Annotated in this window: 13 protein-coding genes; 4 read left to right on the top strand and 9 right to left on the bottom strand. The window is 37.5% G+C overall.

The window, feature by feature from the left end:
- Positions 1–286: 286 nt before the first annotated feature.
- From ACFOY7_RS07770 to ACFOY7_RS07740, 7 genes are all read right to left on the bottom strand, one after another.
- Positions 287–2113, bottom strand: a complete 1827-nt coding sequence (locus ACFOY7_RS07770; RefSeq protein WP_390251063.1) for a polysaccharide biosynthesis protein — start codon at positions 2111–2113, stop codon at positions 287–289.
- 393 nt (positions 2114–2506) lie between these two features.
- Entirely contained in the window at positions 2507–3274 is a 768-nt protein-coding gene (locus ACFOY7_RS07765) for a tyrosine-protein phosphatase (protein WP_390251061.1), read from the bottom strand.
- 599 nt (positions 3275–3873) lie between these two features.
- Complete coding sequence (locus ACFOY7_RS07760; RefSeq protein WP_390251059.1) at positions 3874–4575, bottom strand: CpsD/CapB family tyrosine-protein kinase; 702 nt, start codon at positions 4573–4575, stop codon at positions 3874–3876.
- On the bottom strand, positions 4550–5314 hold the full coding sequence (locus ACFOY7_RS07755) for a YveK family protein (protein WP_390251057.1): 765 nt from the start codon (positions 5312–5314) through the stop codon (positions 4550–4552). The genes ACFOY7_RS07760 and ACFOY7_RS07755 overlap by 26 nt, the downstream gene beginning before the upstream one ends.
- Before the next feature lie 154 nt (positions 5315–5468).
- Positions 5469–5606 (bottom strand): YvrJ family protein, encoded by a 138-nt coding sequence (locus tag ACFOY7_RS07750; protein ID WP_390251055.1) that lies wholly within the window; start codon positions 5604–5606, stop codon positions 5469–5471.
- Positions 5607–5677: 71 nt separating this feature from the next.
- Complete coding sequence (locus ACFOY7_RS07745) at positions 5678–5890, bottom strand: DUF2922 domain-containing protein (RefSeq protein WP_390251053.1); 213 nt, start codon at positions 5888–5890, stop codon at positions 5678–5680.
- 34 nt (positions 5891–5924) lie between these two features.
- Positions 5925–6149 (bottom strand): DUF1659 domain-containing protein, encoded by a 225-nt coding sequence (locus tag ACFOY7_RS07740; RefSeq protein WP_390251051.1) that lies wholly within the window; start codon positions 6147–6149, stop codon positions 5925–5927.
- Positions 6150–6458: 309 nt separating this feature from the next.
- Between ACFOY7_RS07740 and ACFOY7_RS07735 the strand changes: the two genes are divergently transcribed.
- The 3 genes from ACFOY7_RS07735 (at position 6459) to ACFOY7_RS07725 (ending at position 10926) form a co-directional block, all read left to right on the top strand.
- On the top strand, positions 6459–7511 hold the full coding sequence (locus tag ACFOY7_RS07735; RefSeq protein WP_390251049.1) for an LCP family protein: 1053 nt from the start codon (positions 6459–6461) through the stop codon (positions 7509–7511).
- 135 nt (positions 7512–7646) lie between these two features.
- Positions 7647–10016 (top strand): accessory Sec system translocase SecA2, encoded by a 2370-nt coding sequence (secA2, locus tag ACFOY7_RS07730; protein ID WP_390251047.1) that lies wholly within the window; start codon positions 7647–7649, stop codon positions 10014–10016.
- Positions 10017–10023: 7 nt separating this feature from the next.
- On the top strand, positions 10024–10926 hold the full coding sequence (locus tag ACFOY7_RS07725) for an accessory Sec system S-layer assembly protein (protein ID WP_390251045.1): 903 nt from the start codon (positions 10024–10026) through the stop codon (positions 10924–10926).
- 77 nt (positions 10927–11003) lie between these two features.
- Here ACFOY7_RS07725 and ACFOY7_RS07720 read toward each other — a convergent pair whose 3' ends face one another.
- Entirely contained in the window at positions 11004–12656 is a 1653-nt protein-coding gene (locus ACFOY7_RS07720; protein ID WP_390251043.1) for a S8 family peptidase, read from the bottom strand.
- A 2-nt stretch (positions 12657–12658) separates the two neighbouring features.
- A complete protein-coding gene (locus ACFOY7_RS07715; RefSeq protein ID WP_390251041.1) occupies positions 12659–13996 on the bottom strand; it encodes an N-acetylmuramoyl-L-alanine amidase in 1338 nt (445 codons plus the stop codon).
- Positions 13997–14347: 351 nt separating this feature from the next.
- Here ACFOY7_RS07715 and ACFOY7_RS07710 point away from each other — a divergent pair, with 351 nt between their 5' ends.
- Positions 14348–16276 (top strand): S-layer homology domain-containing protein, encoded by a 1929-nt coding sequence (locus ACFOY7_RS07710; RefSeq protein WP_390251039.1) that lies wholly within the window; start codon positions 14348–14350, stop codon positions 16274–16276.
- The last annotated feature ends 3 nt before the right edge of the window (positions 16277–16279 follow it).

Here is a 16279-nt window from a genome sequence, read left to right as displayed (position 1 = left end):
ACCAACTGCTAAGCTACTAAAATTGAAATCATTGCGTTTAATGCCGAACAGTCAAATAAATCTGACTGCTCTACATATCATTCTAAACAGGGCATCTAACCCCACCTCACATCATACTCCTGACAATAACTGTCTAAGGTGTCTTGTACCCACAGCATGACCGAGTGCCTCCATTGATAAAGGTGAAGGAGACATTACCTTACCATCTACGCACGAAAAGTAACACGTATTCTTCTAATGAACATCTTTATTCAAAGTCACTCTACTTCCGTTAATGGAAAGTTCTTTAACCTTCTACCAATTCTAGTTTTCGTTTATCGTAAACGATTGCCATTAATTGTTCTTTTAATCCTTCTTTAGAATAATCGTTAAAAGAATTAAGTAAATCAAATAGACAGCCTTTGTTAACCTCTACCGTTTTGCCGACATAAATCTTCTCATAAACCGCTTCCGGATGTACTTCATTCTCCCAAAGCAATTCCTCATACATCTTCTCACCAGGCCTGATTCCAGTAAACTCTATCGGAATCTCATTTTCTGAATAGCCAGATAATTTAATCAAATTCTTTGCAAGGTCAACAATTTTTACAGGCTCGCCCATATCTAATACAAAAATTTCACCACCCCTTGCCAATGTACCTGCTTGTATGACTAGTCTTGATGCTTCTGGTATGGTCATGAAGAACCTAGTCATTTCAGGGTGTGTTACTGTTACAGGACCACCTTTTTCAATTTGTTTCTTAAATAAAGGAATAACGCTGCCGCGACTTCCGAGTACGTTTCCGAACCTTACTGTAACAAACCTTGTCTCACTTCTTGCGGCCAATCCCTGGACAACCATTTCTGCAACACGCTTTGTTGCCCCCATTACATTTGTCGGATTCACTGCTTTGTCTGTAGAAACCAGAACAAAAGTGTGAATACCGAACGCATCCGCTGCCTCTGCAACGTTCTTCGTTCCGATTATATTGTTCTTGACCGCTTCATGCGGATTATACTCCATTAATGGTACATGCTTATGCGCTGCTGCGTGGTAGATAATCTCAGGCTTGTACTCATTGACAATTTCAAACATCCGACTGCGATCCTGTACATCAGCAATAATTGGAATGATTTCTATTTCGGTATGACAAAATTTCTGTCGCAGTTCGATATCAATCGAGTAAATACTATATTCTCCATGCCCAACCAGTAAGATTCTGCTTGGATTAAACCGCATTAACTGTCTGCAAATTTCTGAACCGATGGATCCCCCAGCACCTGTTACCATCACCGTTCTGTTCATTACATATTCGGTGATTGAATTAATATCCAGCTCTACTGGTTCCCGTCCAAGTACATCCTCAGCATCCACATTCTTTAATGTGCTAACTGAAACTTTCCCTGAAACAATGTCTTCAATTTTCGGCACCATTTGCACTTTTGCGCTGGTACTATTACAAATTGTAACCATTTCAGTTAATGCACCGTTTGTTAAAGATGGAATGGCTATAATAATATGTTCAATTTCTAACTTTTTCACCAAATCAGGAATATCTTTCGTGCTTCCTGCAACCGGTAAATCATACAATTGCATTTTGTGCTTCGTTATATCATCATCAACAAACGCAACCGGCAAGAGCCCATTGTGGTTTGTCTCATTTTTTAACTGTCTTGCAATCATGGCTCCTGCTGATCCGGCACCAACAATCAATGTCCTTTTCATGTTCTTTTGATCTTTAATACACTTATCACGTAAGACTCTCCAAACGAACCGTGATCCACCAATCAGTATAATATGTAATAACCATGTTACTATTAAGGCTCGCTTATAAATAGAAAAGTCATTGATGAGAAGCTGAACCATCGCTGTAGTTACAATGGAGAAAGAGATCGCTTTGACAATTGCGATCATCTCACCAATACTAGCGTAAGACCACACTTTATGATAAAGCTTATACTTTGCCGCAAATAAATGATGAAGCGCCAGCAAAGCGAAAGCACTTATCCACAATTTATTGAGAGAGTCAAAATCGTTATTAGGATATACGATCCATGTAGCGATGAAAATTGCCGTACTAACAATAATAGAATCCATTAACACTAATAGAAATATTCTTAGTTTGTAGTTCATAAGGGTCCCAACCTCTCTATTATTAATAGATATGTTACAATGCTTGACCCCCTTACTTTATCTGTGATAAGGGAAGTAGTCTTTTTCTGTTAACTATTGAATCTGCTATCACTCTGAAGGGCAGATTCTACTATCGTTTTTAAATGTTCTTTACCCCGACACCAAACCTTTCCCGATAAATTGAGAAACCAAACAACTTTATGAGTTTTTTAATTGAATCTTTTAGTTCTACCCACCAGCACCTGAGTGCCCGTTGATTAATATAAATTAATTTTTTTGCTTATACTACATAGTGAATCGCTAAAGTGAATTTCAATAATCTTCTTTCATGATAGACAGTCACCTGTAAATAATCTTAGTTTCCTATATGTTGGATAAGTGGAAAATCATATATTAGAAGAGACCCATAAATTTTTTTCGTTTAATTTCTTCTGGTGATCCTCCCACGATCAATTGATTATGAACAACAGCATAAGCATTGTCCATAAAGTAGGAAATGGCTTCCGGGCCAAATTCGCTTGTCAAAACACGATGTGAATATTCTGTAACAAAGCCTCTTGTCTTTACATTATGAGCATCCGATGCAATAAAGTGAGTTAGGTTGGCTTCAATTAACTGCAAACTGAATTTCTTAATCTTTTTCCCGAAATGGCCAGCAATACTTGCTTCTGTCAGTTGCGTTAACGCGCCATCCCTGACAAACTCAAATAATATATTCGGGTGTTCTATCAACTCTTTGTTTCTTTCAGGATGAACAATGATCGGTTTGACTCCGTGAACTTGCAAGTCAAATAGAAGTTGTTTCGTATAACGCGGAACATGATTGGAAGGCAGTTCCACGAATAAATACCCGCTTGTTTCATTTAAGGGTAAAAGATGTCCATTTTCTAAATCTGTAATTATTTCTCCATTTATTCGTGTTTCTTGTCCAGGCAGAATCGTAAGGGGAATACCTGCTTCGTTTAATAATTTATTTAATTGCTTAACTGCTTCAATTATTTCAATTTTATAGTTATTATAGCTGCCATTTAAATGATGTGGTGTGGCAATTATCGTGTCAATCCCTTGCAAAACAGCGTTTCTCGCCATTTGGAGGCTATCCTCTGTATGCTTCGCACCATCATCTACTCCAGGCAGGATATGACAATGTATGTCTATCATTATGCTTCAACACCTTTTATGTCATTATTATTGTTGATATTTCAGTATAGAAGTATTTGCTATTTAGTTAATTTTGATAGAGGAAGAGTATTATATATCCTATCCATTTCTCTTCCCTCACCCTTACAAACTATCAGAAATGTTCATCAGTCGCCAATTCTTACATCATGAAGAGTGATTACAAACCAATATATCAACTTATCTTATCAAAAAGGTATCATTACCGAAAAATCATTTAGTCTTTTTTATATGTTCAGTAGTTAGAGTCGCCTAAATAATACTAATTTTTCTTTCCTTCCTAATATACTTCGTAGATATTTACCCTATTTCAGAGGTTCTAACACATAAAATACCGATTTTAATTTTTTTCTTTTATGGGGAATGAGCATGACTACACACACTTCCATGTTAGGGAAAGGAGAAGGCGGTATTTCTCTCTTATTCTGAGGTAACCTGCAAAAATAAATCTAATCTTATTTCCATTTCAATGATTGGGTCTGTTTATAATATACTCATTGATTAAGGAATGGGAGAGGAAAAGAATTTTTTTAGGGCAATTAATTAAATTGCCTGTCCCTCATAAGAAGGACAGGAATTTATTAATTAGTACCATAATAGTAATATTGGGAGCCTCGTTTAATCTTTTTATCATTTAATACGACACCTAGTAGTTTTGCGTTTCCTTTATCTAATAATTCCTTCGCCCTTTGTGCCGATTCATACTCTGTCTCTTTACTGCGCACAACCATCACAACACCTTGGCAGAGGTTACCTAGAATCTGGGCATCTGTTACAGCCAGTACCGGTGGAGTATCAAAAATCACCAGATCATAATGTCCTACAGCTTCTTCTACTAATTGTTCCATCTTCTTCGAACCTAATAACTCGGAAGGGTTGGGCGGTATGGGCCCGCATGCCAGTAAATCCAATCCAGGTATATCGCTGTTAACAATAGATTTCTCCAAGGTGTGCCCACCTGCAAGGACAGTGCTTAATCCGTGGAGATTATCCATTCGAAACGTATAATGTAATGTTGGTTTTCGCATATCCGCATCAATTAGCAGAACTTTCTTTCCTTGCTGTGCAAAAACAACAGCTAAATTTGCAGTAATAGTAGACTTCCCTTCTGAAGGACCAGAAGACGTAATTAATAAAGAATTTAATTCTCCGTCCACTGAAGCAAATTGGAGATTTGTCCGGACTGTTTTGTACTGCTCTGAAATGGGAGAACGCGGATTAAACTTTGTGATCAATTGACGCATCTTTCCATCTTTTTTAAACGGTTTTCTTCCTTTGGCCATTCATTCTCCCCCTCTCTGAACTTCTTAACTGATCCTGAGTCGCTCGTGAAGAATGAGTATCCTCATCTGATACATGAGCAATCACTCCAAGAATTGGTAATCCTAACCTCACTTCAATATCCTGTTCGTCTTTAATGGTGTTATCTAAGTATTCCAATAAGAAGGAAAGTCCGACCCCAGTCATTAAGCCCACAACCAAGGCGATCGCAATGTTTAGCATTGGCTTCGGACTGACCGGAGATGGATTAGCTGCCGTCATCGCCTCTGTAAGTACATTTACATTATTCACATTCATTAATACAGGTAAATCATTTTGAAAAATTTGCACGGTGGTATTTGCAATTTCCACTGCAAGGTCAGGATCAGTGTCACTTGCGGTTAGTGTAACAACCTGTGAATTCTGTCGGCTTGAAACCGAAATTTTCTGCCCTAACTGATAGGGGGAAATAGCCAAATCCAGTTCATCGACCACTTGACTAAGTATCCGATTACTTTTAATAATATCATTATACGTATTGATAATTTCTACATTCGAGCGAATTTGATTGTAATCTACAATATTTCCTTCATTTGTATCTTGGTTCACGATAAACTGAGTACTAGACTCATAGGTTGGAGTAATCATAAAAAAACTAACCAATGCACTAATTAACACTGCTCCAATTGTTAATCCGATAATGAGTAACATCCGCTTCTTTAGGACACTAAATATTTCTTTCAGTGATATCGTTTCCTCCATGTCTCGTTACCTCCAAGTATAGTGTAGTGTGATTGTAATGATTGAAGTAATGCTCCGTGCATTATACCATAACTTAAGGAAAGACGACACTCATAAGCCATACAGGAAAAAACAGGCATTAGGACAGAGAATCTCTTCGGTCCTATCCCCACCTTTAACGCATCTTTTCCGGCAATGCCACAATGGATTCTATTAATGTATTTAATTTCGTTTCAATTCGATGTAACAGATAAAATGTTACAGCAACAGGAAACCCTAAATCGGTGATTAATGCCATCCATGTTTGTTCCATCACTATGCTCCTTTCCGATTATTTAAGAAAAGGGAGCTGCGAACAGAACCGCAACTCCTCTCCTTTATTTATTAAAGTTCAATGTCTGTAACATTTCGTTCAACAACACGTGCGCTTTTCTTTCCAACTAAATCCCCGCCAGTTGAGAAGAGTGCATTTTGTGCAATGATTTCATCCATCGCTGTATGAACGGCTTGCGGATCAACTGGTTCAACTGGCTGATCTAATGAAATAGTTACCGTTTTTCCTTCTTCATTTTCGAATTTCAATTCGATTGTTTTCACAGCGAACACCTCCTTTCTTCCTGATTATTCAAACTTACTCTGCTGTAATTATTTCCGCATCGTTACGCTTAATCTGGAATAATACTTGTTGTTGAAGCGGCACCAGTACGTCTGTAATTGCCAACAGCTGATCTGCTGTAGCATTTACCTTTACATTGTTAAAAGATTTCGTTTTGTAAGTCATGTCGCCACTTACAGGATCCATACCATTTTCGAAAACTAACTGTAATCTTGAATCAACTCTTTCAGCAACTGCCATTTTTATCACCTCCCTTCACTTCTATAATCAATTTCCAGAAGGAAAAGGAGGCATCGAATTTCAAAAAATTTTTATAAAGGAAGATTTGATTAAAACGAATGTACGCCATTCCCCTTCATATACTGAAAGAGATGGTTTTTTTTCTTTTCCAATCTAGTAATGTTCTGATTATTAATAGGAAATCAAGTGAGAATCTATCACTTGTCGTAAAAATGTAATAGAATCGTCATCTAAACACTGGTGACAGTTTTTAGATTTCATAGTAAAATGTAAATTGATGCTAAATTTTTTGTTTAAGGAGCATATAAAATGTCGGAATCGCGAAATGAATTTAGAAAAATTGCCAAAAAGCGAAAAAGAATGAGAAGACTTGTTTTTGCTTTAGTATTAGTAGTTTTCCTGGCTGGTGGAGTTGGGGTATATGCGATGAATCTTATCAATAAAGCAGAAGAAGTAGTCAAGGATTCCTATGAAGATGATGGGAGAGATGATGGATCTCTGTTAAGAGATGGTGCAGTAAATCCTGAACAAGACAATATTTCCATTCTTTTCATCGGAATTGATGAAAGTGATAAAAGATTAGAGACAAATCAAACGAATCAATTGTCTGATGCTCTAATTTTAGCAACATTGAATAGTGAGGATCATAGTGTGAAATTATTAAGTATTCCTCGTGACACGTATACGTACGTTCCGGAGCGTGACAGATATACAAAAATAAACCACGCCCATTCCTATGGAGGACCGAAAGCAACGATCGAAACGGTGGAGAATTTCCTCGATGTGCCTGTGGATTACTATGTACGTGTGAATTTCAATGCATTCATGGATGTTGTCGATACATTGGGCGGCATTACTGTTGATGTACCTGTGGAAATCTATGAACAGGATTCCCGTGATGTGGCAAATGCCATTCATTTAACACCAGGTGTCCAGCAATTAGATGGGGAAGAAGCATTGGCCCTTGCCAGAACTAGAAAAATTGACAATGATATTGAACGAGGAAAACGTCAGCAGGAAATTTTTAAGGCCATTGTGAAACGTGCCTTATCCGTTGATTCTGTTTTAAAGTATGATGATATACTTGAAGCAGTAGGAAATAATATGAAAACAAACATGACTTTCAATGAAATGCAAAGCTTGATTGCGTATGCTAAAACAGGAAATATAAATATGGAAACATATACACTGGATGGCCAGGATTCCTATATTAATAACATCTACTATTATCAGGTGGATGAAACTAGCCTTGCTAATATGTCGGATACGTTAAATACACATTTATCAATGGAGACAACAACAAGTGTTCAAGCACCCAATCAATCTACAAGTTCGCTATCAGCACAACCGGGTACTGAGTAAGTTTTCATAAAAGTGATGGACCTTATTTCCACTAAGGAACCATCACTTTTTTTTATGGATGGATATTAAATGATTCCTATTCATGTTATACTATTTTAGTAGTTATTTGTGATAGTTTACAAGGAGCGTTAAACGATGAATTTACTAGCAAAATGGAAAGATTCTCAACAATATAGAGTATATAAGAAATACCAGAAAACGGTAGAAGAAATAAATCAACTAGAAGATACGTACTCCCATTTATCTGACAGTCAATTAAAAAATAAAACGATCGAATTCAAAAAATACTTAGAAAGCGGCGGCACCGTGGAACAAATAAAAATTGAAGCATTCGCAACCGTCCGCGAAGCTTCTAAAAGAGTTCTAGGATTGCGCCATTATGATGTACAACTGATTGGCGGATTAGTCTTATTAGAGGGAAATATCGCTGAAATGCCGACAGGTGAAGGGAAAACGTTAGTAGCTTCTCTTCCAAGTTATTTGCGTGCACTGGAAGGAAAAGGTGTTCATGTTATTACGGTAAACGAATATTTAGCAAAACGTGACCGTGACTTGATTGGCCAAATCCATTCCTTTTTAGGTTTAACTGTTGGTATTAACATACCAGGAATGGATCCGAATCAAAAAGTAAAAGCATACCAAGCAGATATCACTTACGGAATTGGGACAGAATTCGGTTTTGATTTTTTACGTGATAATATGACCTATTCTGCTTCGCAAAAAGTCCAGCGCCCCTATCACTATGCGATCATTGATGAAGTGGACAGTGTTTTAATTGATGAAGCAAAAACACCACTGATCGTTGCTGGCAAAGCAAGATTAAGCGAAAATCTTCATCAGGTATGTTCTAAAGTTGTGAGAACATTAAAAGAAGGCAAAGACTATCAATATGACCTAGAGTTAAAAACAGTCAACTTTAAGGAAGAGGGAATTAATAAAATAGAAAAGATCTTCGCCATCGATAACTTCTATGATTTAGAACACCGTGCACTAAATCATTATATGAATCAGGCATTAAGAGCGAAAGTTCTTTTCGAACGCGATGTGGATTATATTGTGGAAGATGGAGAGATCAAGCTTGTTGATATGAATACAGGCCGTATTATGGATGGAAGAAGTTTAAGTGATGGTCTGCATCAGGCAATTGAAGCAAAAGAAGGATTAAAAGTAACTGAAGAGAATAAAGCACAAGCTTCTATTACTATCCAGAATTATTACTATATGTATCCGATTGTCGGTGGTATGACAGGTACAGCCAAAACTGAGGAACAAGAATTCCAGAAAGTATACCGAATGGACGTTATCCCAATCCCAACGAATAAGCCAATCATTCGTGAGGATATGGCAGATCTGGTTTTTAAAACAAAGGAACAAAAATATCAATACTTAGTAGCCGAAGTGAAGAAACGCCATGCGATTGGACAGCCGATTCTTATTGGGACAACTTCTATTATCCAATCGGAAATCGTTGCAGATTATTTAGACAAAGAAAAACTGCAGTATCAATTATTAAATGCCAAAAGTGTAGAGAAAGAAGTTCATCTTATTTCACTTGCCGGACAAAAATCACAAATAACGATTGCTACGAACATGGCAGGTCGCGGTACAGATATTATGTTAGGTGAAGGAGTTGCCGAACTTGGAGGTCTTCATGTTATTGGAACAGAACGACATGAAAGCAGAAGAATTGATAACCAGTTAAAGGGACGCTCAGGCCGTCAAGGGGATCCCGGTTCTTCGCAATTTATTATTTCATTAGAGGATGAATTAATAAAACGATTCGGTCATGATTTAATGGAACGAATGGAAGGTAAAATTACGACAGATGACAAAGGGTTAGTGACAAACAAACAGGTGAACGAATGGGTCGATACGATTCAGAAGATTAGTGAAGGGCAACACTTCCAGTTCCGCGAATTCAATTTTCAGTTAGAACAAGTTATTAATGACCAGCGGAAAGTGATTTATCAATTACGTGACTCTATCCTGCTAACAGACCAGGTTATTGAGAAAATTAGTGGATATGCAGAAGATGTTGTTCAATACCAACTGGACCGCCTGATCGATCCAGAACTTTTACCAGATCAATGGGAGCAGGATAAATTATTAGGATGGTTAAACGAAGCATTATTTGTCGATATACCAACTGATACACAGTTTGAAGAATATGAAGCAATCCCTGCATTTGTTAATAAGTTATTAGAACAGCATTTTGAAAAATTAACAAGCATGAAAGATGACCCAGAAGTAGCCGAACATGTACGAAAAGGTGCCTTATCCATTATTGACAGAAATTGGACAACACATCTAGAGGAAATGGGACGACTTAAAGATGGCATTGGTATGCGTTCCTATCAGCAAGAAGATCCAATCCAGATTTATACGAAAGAAGGTTACCAGATCTTTGAGTGGATGTATAAACAGACGGAGAGCCAAATTCACCAGTTTTTTGTTAGTTCCTATAAAGCAAGCATGCCCAAATTAACAAAGGAAGAGGAGGAGTGATCGTGATATGTTTCCTTTTTTAGATAAAAATCGTAAAAATAAAAGCACCGGAAATGAACAAGAAGTAAATGCAGCAGATGTACTTGGTAATGATATGGAGGCAAATGAAAGTAATGAGGATTTAGTTGAGCCAACATTATCTATTCATCCGAGCTGGAACCTGCCAGAGGAAGAAAAGTATGTATTTGCCTTTCATAATACGGAAGCAAAAGCTCTAAAGCCGAATCAATTATCAATCACAACAGTTGATTCAATTGAACGGAAAAATGAATTTCAATTTATCGCTTTAATCAGACATAGTGTCAATAAACCAATTAATTTAGGTGAAGCAAATATTGTCTTATTAAATGAAGAAAAACGTATCATTCTTAAAAAGAAATTTGATCTGACCACTATCGGAAAACTCCCAGCCAACAGCAGCCGGCCGTGGAAATTTTCTTTTACAAAGAAAGAATTAGCAGCTGTAGATGCTGAACCTAACAATAATTGGACGATCGCATTTGAGTTAAAAAGAAAACACAAATTAGATCTTGAAGACTCATGGAAGGAATCTCTTGCTCAGGAAAGTATCGAACAACTTGAGAAAATTGTGGAGTCTGCTAAACCTTTAAAAGCTGGCGAGGTTAACTTCATGGGGATTGAAGCTAAAGTAATGGAAGATCATCAATTATCTGTAACCATTTTAATAAGAAACGGTGCTGAACGCGACCTTATTGTTGAGAATTTGCCACTAGTGGTCACCGATGCATCCAATGAAGTTATTGCCAAAGGTGGTTTCCAGTTTGACAAATTAACGATTAAAGCAAACACCAGCAAGCCATGGCGATTTATTTTCCCATCTTCTCTATTATTGAAAGAGGCAGAGAATATTGATTTAAGCAGATGGCAAGCTCAGGTTATTCAAAAGTAGAAGTCCTTTACAAGAATGATAGTTTCACACAAAAAAAAACCTCTCTGTAATGAAACAGAGAGTTTTTTTTGTGTATGTTAATTTCTAAACTCTTCATTTAAAACTTTACCAAGGATTACTGAAAACTCTGCACGTGTAATTTGGTTCTTTGGCATAAATTTGCCGTTAGGGTAGCCAGAGATAATGTCTAATGATGCTAAATCATTAATGGCATCATAATAAAACTGGTTATCCTCTACATCTTCAAATTGTGAATTACTATTCACTCGTAAGTTAAATGCAGATTGAACAATTACTGCGGCTTCACCTCTTGTGATGGCTTTTCTTGGCATAAATGTTTGATTAGGATAACCTGAAATAATGTTAGACTCTGATAAAGAACTAATATAACCAGATGCAAAGTAAGTTTGGCTTACATCAGCAAAAGCTGTCGTTCGATTTGTTCCATCTAAACCTAACGCTTTTCCTACAATTGTTGCCACTTCACCTCGGGTGATATTATTCCCTGATTGATATGTCCCATCAGGATATCCGCCTATATAATCCGCTTTACGCAGATAATAGACATAATCAGCAAACCATATTGATGAATCTACATCCAAAAACCATGTTTCAGGTGCCTGGATCAGACCATATCCATACTGATCATCTCTTCCTATTACACCTAAGTCAATTGCATTTTCCTTTACGATTTCCAGTAACGCTTCTTTGCTCATATTTGGATATACTTCTTTATAGAGCGCTAATATCCCTGACACATATGGTGCAGCCATTGATGTGCCGCTCATTTCTACATAATAGGGATCTTCGAAATACGTACTTAATATATCCTCACCAGGTGCGACAAACTGTAAGGATGGACCTTGATAAGAAAAGGAAGATCGCTTTAGCTGTTCATTGACCGATCCCACACTAATGACACTTTCAAACCGTGCCGGGAACAGAACATCGTCCGTAACTTGTCCGTCTTCATCCGCATTACCTGACGATGCTACAACTAAAACCCCTGCTTCAGCAGCTGCATCAACTGCCAATTTCAGCGAAATGGAAGGTATTGGTGTAGTTACACTTAAATTAATAATATCTAAGTCTTGTTCAATTGCCCACTCTATTCCAGCGATAATATCTGCTTGGCGGCCTTCGCCATTCATATTCAATGATTTAATCGCATAGAGGCTTGCATCAGGTGCAACCCCCCGCACACCTATATCATTATCCAATCCGCCGATTATCCCAGCAACATGTGTGCCATGGCCATTGTTATCATCATAGGAAGAATTTCCTTCTATGAAACTCACACCACCTGTTACCTCTAAATCTGGATGGTTCTGTTTAATACCTGTATCAATGACACCAATTTTTATATCTTTTCCTGTAATATCATTTTGCTCATAAAATCGATTGCTGATAACTGCATTACCCCAACTGAGTGATTGGATATTTGTTTTAATCAGTTCGTCCTTTTCAACCCAATTAACCTCTTCTATCTCAGCAAGAGCATCCAGATAGTCTGATGATATGGAGAGTGAGACTGCCTGTATACTCTCATGCACATGATTTATCTCATAAGGGATTTCCTCTAAAACAGACAGATCAATTGTTTCATCAAAGCCTATAATCACTCTGTCCTGTGGAGTTGTATTCAGTTCTTCACTTGCTGTAACTTCTACGCTATAGCTGGCTATTAAAACCAATAGCAACAGATTAATAATTAAATGTAATTTTTTCATTATTATTCCTTCCAGTTTAAGTAATCCATGATGCCTTGTGCTATTGCTTTTCCTGCTTCATCTTTTTTAGCGAGCAAGATCTTAACATCACCTTTATTTGTTAAAAACCCTAATTCAACAAGCGTTGCTGGCAATTTATTATATTTGATTACCTGGAAGCTGCCAGTCTTAACTCCACGATCGTTTGTACCTAAAGCTTTCACTAATCTTGTTTGAATAAATTCAGCTAGTTTCTTGCTATCTGTTGCTCTGCTTGCAGTTGAGTAAAATGTTTCTGTACCATTTGCGGCTGCAGTAGCTGCATTTGCATGAATACTGACAAAGGCATCAGAATTAGCACCTTCTGCTATTTGCACTCGTCTTCCTAATGTTAAGAAAGTATCGTCAGTTCTAGTCATCACAACTTGAATGCCTTCTGCCTCTAAGTATTTTTTCACATATTTAGCAACTTCTAAATTAATCACTTTCTCCTGTACACCGTTGGCAACAGCCCCAGGATCACTACCGCCATGGCCGGCATCTATTGTAATAATACCGTTGGATTGCTTTGGCTTATCTATTAAATAATCTGCATGAACATACCCTTTCAAATTACCAGATACGATTTGAGCCCAACTTCCAACATACTTATAAACTTTCACTTCATCATTTGGATATAAACTGCCTACTTTTGGATTAGTTGTACCTGGCCCACTGCGTACATTAAGTGATGTTGTCACATTTACATATTTAGTTGCAATAGGTTCTGGACTTGGAGTAGGTGCAGGCTGCGGTTTATCTGCAACTGGATTAAGCGCCCTGTATACCATGATTGAAAACTCTGCTCGGGTAATTGGATTATTCGTTCTAAATGTTCCATCAGGGTATCCTGTTACAATACCTGCTGCGTATACTCTACTCACAACGGACTCATAATTCGTTCCAACAACGTCCGTGAAACCTACCTTAACTGATTCTCTCAGATTAAACGCTCTGGTAACGATAATGGCCATTTCGCCTCTTGTAATTGATTTACTCGGTTTGAATGTTCCATCAGGATACCCTGACACAATTCCTTCGTTAACTGCAGATTGGATATAACCTGAAGCGAAGTGGGACGCTTCCACATCAGAAAATAAAGTCGAAGGCTTCTGCTCCCCATTAAGATCTAATACTTTTCCAATCATTGTTGCTGCCTCTGCTCTTGTTACATTATTATTCGGCTTGAATGTACCATCTGTATATCCATTAATAATTCCTTCTTTAATTAAAGGGTTAATCATATCGGCATACTTTCCTGGGACATCTGGTAACGTATTTGCAGAAACAATTGAACTTAGACTAAGGAGGCTGACCATCATTATAAATATTGAGGAGGATAGAATCTTTTTAAACATTTGCTATTTTCCTTTCTTATGTAAATTTAATTAATATAGTTATATAGGAAAAACTAGTATTCTCTCAATAAAAAATGTGCTAGAAATTAGTTGCAACAGACTCTTTACCAAATGGAGAAAGTAATGTATGCTTGTGCTTGTAGGAGATTAATGTTTTTCAATGAAAGACTACTGGACTACTGTCTGACAATCTAGTATCGTTCTACTCATTACAATATATCACACTATGCAATATTTTCAATAGACTATTGGAAATAATTGCTGAAGATTTATATAGATAAATTTACATAACATATAAGGAGGAGAAGTAACAAAATGAGAAAGCTTTTTGCCTATCTATTAAGTGTTACATTAATTCTTGGTTTTGTTTCACCAAAAGTCACCCATGCAGCAGATGATATTACGGGACACTTCTTCGAAAGTTCCATGAGAACATTGATTAATCAGGGAATATACAGCGGGTATGCTGATGGTACATACAAACCTGATCGAGAAGTGACACGTGCTGAATTTACGTCATTACTAGTAAGAGCTCTTAATCTGTCAGTAAATGGCCAGACGACGAAATTCTCTGATGTTAGTGAAGACGATTGGCACCATTACGCTATTTCAATTGGAACCAGTCATGGTCTCATATCAGGGTATCCTGGCGGGGTGTTTAAGCCAAATGCGAAAATTACCAGACAAGAGATGGCATCAATTATTCATCGTGCCGCAATTGCACAAGGAATTGTTTACGGAGAAGAGCCGTTAAGTTTCTCAGATAATCATCAAATTAACCCTGTTTTCCATTCATCTGTTAAGTACATGTTATACTTGAACATTATGGCTGGAAAAGGCAACAACCGCTTTGCACCAAGAGATGTTACGACAAGAGGAGAAACATCTGCAGTTCTTGTCCGTTTGTTAAACAGAATTGAGAATCCAACAGTTGTTATAAATAAAACAAACTACAATTACCCTTTCTCACGTATGGTAGATGTACAAATGACAAGAACACCTAAGGTAGATGGTGCGGGTATCTACATAGCTAGTCGTTCAATGATAGAATACTATGCTAATCCAAGCAATTTTACTCCGAGCTCTAGTGAATACTACCAATTTCTAGATCTGTCCAAAAGCGCTGGAGTAAACGCAACGGAAATTAACCAGAAAGTATTAGCAAATAAAGGTGTATTAACAGGACAGGCTAGCGCCTTTATCCAAGCCGGTAAAGCAAACAATGTGAATGAAGTTTACTTAATTGCCCATGCTTTACACGAAACAGGCAATGGGACATCTAGCTTAGCTAAAGGAATTCCTGTTGATGATAAAGGGAATATCGTTTCAGAAAAAGAAGCAAAACATACTGTTTATAATGTTTACGGCTATGGTGCGAAAGACAGTAACCCGCTTAGAGGTGGGGCAAAATACGCTTTTGATAACAAGTGGTTCACTGTAAAAGATGCAATTATTGGCGGTGCTGCTGATATTGCGAATAACTATATTAACGATGGACAAAATACATTGTACAAAATGAGATGGAACCCTGATAGTCCAGGATATCCTCAGTATGCGACACATGTTATGTGGGCAACGATACAAGCACAGAAAATGGATAACATGTATAGTTTAATAGATAATAAAGTCCTTAATTATGATGTTCCTGTATTTACAAATCAGCCAGGTAAGACAGCAAAACCTTCAGGTGCAGCACAATACTTTGTTGATACTAGTGTAGCTGGCCAAATCAGGTTCACAACTGCTGATTATCTGAACTTCCGGACTGGACCTACTACAAGCTTTGATGTAATTAGCCGACTGCCACAGGGTACTAAAGTAACCTTAGTTGGACATAATGGCGGATGGTACAAAATCACTGCAAATGGTAAAACAGGCTGGGTTGACGGAAGCTATCTTGCAACAGAAGCAGCATTCAAGACCCAACAACACACACAATCACCCAGCACAGAACAAGGTGACAGTACAGAAGAAAAAGATGCACAAAACAATCAAGAATCTACGGAATTAGGTACAGAGAATGAGTCACGTATGGAAATTTTAAGTGAAGAAGACGGCAATGCAACGGTGAATAAAGACGATGTAGCCCTAAGATCCGAACCACTTAAAGAAGGCTATGAGGTTATTGCAGAACTTAAACAGGATGCTAAAGTCACTACCATCTTCCAGCAAGGTGAATGGTATTATGTATCTGTAAATGACAGAGAAGGCTTTATCCATCAGGATGACCTGAACTTACAATAGAAA

This window comes from Gracilibacillus xinjiangensis (genome assembly GCF_042651765.1).
Lineage (GTDB): Bacteria > Bacillota > Bacilli > Bacillales > Amphibacillaceae > Gracilibacillus > Gracilibacillus xinjiangensis.
This window is presented reverse-complemented; position numbering and strand designations above follow the sequence as displayed.